Raw genomic sequence first — 2,818 nt, 5'->3', positions numbered from 1 at the left:
CGAACAGCCCAAAGAATGATTTCACCTTGAAAGTGCCGACCGTGGAAGGGATTCATCTGCTGTATCTCGAAATAAATAAGATATTTAGCTTATCACGTCAGCCTATTTGCAACAGTGCCATACTAAACAAACTCAGTTGACTCAAACATTCCGTTCCAATCAGGGTATTGCCAATATTGCCAGTAGTTTCATTCAAAAAAATAAAGCACAAATGCAAAAAGTGGTCAAAGCCATTGACCAAACCACCAGCAAAGTCGTTGAAATAAACTTTTCTACAAAGAATGAAGATATACTTAATTATCTGGTTAAAATCATTTCAGATATCAATGAAGCTAACGCAGGTAATCCAAAGAAAAAATCTATTTATATTTTAGGTCGGTATAACCACCATAAGCCTAATTTAGGTAATGTACAGCCATTATGCAGAAACTGTACTGTCCAATTTAAAACAATCCATTCGTCTAAAGGGTTGCAAGCAGATTATGTAATTTTGGTAGGTTTGAATAAAGGTGGCAGTGCATTCCCTTCTGAAAAGGAAGATGATCCTCTTTTGAACTTAGTTTTACCACAACCTGAAACATATGCTTTTGCTGAGGAACGTCGCTTGTTTTATGTTGCACTGACTCGTGCAAAGGAAAAGGTTTATTTAATTGGTGAGCGTGGTTCAGTTTTTTTAGAAGAAATTACCAAAGACAAAAATCTCAAAGAGTTTATTCATATACCACAAGATGAACATAAAAAAATCAACTGTGACATACCACCTGAATGGCTGTGTCCAAAATGCGGACAAGGACGGCTTTGGAAAAAGAATGGTAAATATGGACCATTCATGGCATGTAATAGCTACCCAAATTGTGACTATACAAGAAAACTCAAAATATGATTAATTCGCTATTCATAGCGATCTATTTTGTAGACTGGAGTCCACAGTAACTTATAAAGTTACGTAAGTTATAAAAATTCAGAAGGGAAGTAAATAGATGCTTTGTTGCTTAAAGATTGCAAAGTTAAAGCTACATCAACTTTTCAGCATAGGTTTATACAAAAAAGCTAATTGCTTTTCTACATTTACAACTTTAAGTTAGCGAAGATCTGTTGAGCTGAGTCCTGAAAATGTGAATAGGCTTGGTGCCATGTTATCTGTTCGTCCCCGAACACCATAGGAACAACAAAATTATTAAACCTGGCTTTATAGAGTGGATTACGACTTAATTCATTTAAACCAAATAACAATTCAGCAATCGGGTCTTCAACCATAAGAGTATGCTGACGACCGTAACGCTCAATATCAGTTTTTATAACTTTAGTAGCTAAGTGCCCTAAATAAACAAAATCTTGTGGTTTACCATAGGTAATTTTAAAGTAGTCATACACATGTCGAACTAATGATTCATCATCAGCTCTTTCAGCATTTCTAGCAAAGGCCGCTGTACGCCTTAAAATTGCTATCAGCTTCTCGATACTGGTACTGACAATTGTGACGGAGGGAAAAGCATCGACTGGCTTCCCTTCCTTAGCCAAGTCATACACAAACGAGGTGATACTTCTAGATTCAAAAGGCTCAAGCAAGTCTGTTTCAACTAATTCCAATTTAATGAATGGTCGTAAACAGGGAGCTTGATTGAAATGCTGAGGATATCGAATTAGTAATTCCATATAACGATATTCATCCCAGACAACTGGTTCCTCTTCAATTTTAAAGAAATCAGATTGAGAGATTTTGTCTTGTACTTGATGAAGCAATTGTTTACGTACAACTTTAGCTTTAGAGCGACTTAATGCAATATCCGGTTTTGGAACTATTTTAATGTCCACATCTTCAGACATCCTATTTAACTGAATATTTGCTTTAGCTAAAGAAGTTCCACCAGCAAAAACCAAGTCATGCGTTTCAAATTCTAGAGACTGTAATAGTCTCAATAACTCGACAACATAGTAATCTTTTTCAACAATAGAAGTTGCACCAATACCAAGCGCATCAGCGACATCTGCAAACAGATTTTTTATATCAGGCATTAATTTGGCTACGACCTACAGACAATTGGCGTGTAAAACGACGCGGGGTTTTAATTTGAGTAAAGGCTGGGATCTGGGTGGATTGACCAGATAAATATTTTTCAGTAGCCTCACCCAACGTAACCTGCACATCCAATCTTTTTAATGCCTCTAAGATCACTGCATCCGCGCCTTCTGGACAGGCTGGCATTACTTTTCCGGTTATTTTATTTTTTCTTGCTTTGGTATAAATACCATAACCAATTTTGATTAGCTCATCTTCTTGAACTAAGATTCTCAGAACTCTTCCAATTTGGTCATAATTCGCAATGTCATTAAAATCATCACGCATAAAAACATAACGTTTTGAGCGTTTGATGCGCATTTGCATTTTCGCTTTAATTGTCATCGCATCTCCCCTATACATCAGTTTTCACATACCTTTAAACTAGCAAAAATACGACATTTTGTCGAGCAAAAATACGACATTATAATAGCTGAGAATATGGATAAATCAGTCAGTAAGACAGCTTTGTCTGATCTGATAGTTCTGGGTTGAGTTACAGAGTTCTATGAGATTAAACAGCCGTATTTAGCTGCTTATGATCCAGAATTGGTTAGCAGACACCCGGATTACATAAGCATCATAAGTTATGTAACTTGCGTAATTTATGTGTCAGGAATCTGTCCACTTATGGATCTCTAAACACGTACGTCTGTTTTTCACATTTGCTCTATTGTAGAGTTCCATGAGAGTAAACAGCTGTAGATAACTGCTTATGATCCAGAATTGGTTACCCAGCACCCGGATTACATAAGCACC

General features: G+C 36.6%; 2 protein-coding genes and 1 pseudogene. 1 reads left to right on the top strand and 2 read right to left on the bottom strand.

The genetic code is table 11. From position 1 onward, the window contains the following. Positions 1 to 118: 118 nt before the first annotated feature. Positions 119 to 883: pseudogene (locus ACE01R_RS17605) on the top strand (3'-5' exonuclease); the annotation flags it as partial. Between the two features lie 185 nt (positions 884 to 1,068). Here the strand turns inward: ACE01R_RS17605 and ACE01R_RS17600 are convergent. Further along, the gene (locus ACE01R_RS17600) at positions 1,069 to 2,016 is read right to left on the bottom strand and encodes a nucleotidyl transferase AbiEii/AbiGii toxin family protein (protein WP_395552784.1); all 948 of its coding nucleotides are present in this window, start codon (positions 2,014 to 2,016) and stop codon (positions 1,069 to 1,071) included. After that, positions 2,009 to 2,404, bottom strand: a complete 396-nt coding sequence (locus ACE01R_RS17595) for a DUF6088 family protein (protein WP_395552783.1) — start codon at positions 2,402 to 2,404, stop codon at positions 2,009 to 2,011. Before ACE01R_RS17595 ends, ACE01R_RS17600 begins: the two co-directional genes overlap by 8 nt. Positions 2,405 to 2,818: the final 414 nt, after the last annotated feature.

Source organism: Acinetobacter sp. BSP-28, assembly GCF_044130285.1.
Taxonomy (GTDB): domain Bacteria; phylum Pseudomonadota; class Gammaproteobacteria; order Pseudomonadales; family Moraxellaceae; genus Acinetobacter.
Note: the sequence above shows the minus strand (reverse complement) of the source record. Positions and strands in the feature narration are given on the sequence as shown.

Coding starts and splice junctions, on each gene's coding strand:
- ACE01R_RS17600 (WP_395552784.1), bottom strand. CDS start 2,016: ATGCCTGATATAAAAAATCTGTTTGCAGATGTCGCTGATGCGCTTGGT.
- ACE01R_RS17595 (WP_395552783.1), bottom strand. CDS start 2,404: ATGACAATTAAAGCGAAAATGCAAATGCGCATCAAACGCTCAAAACGT.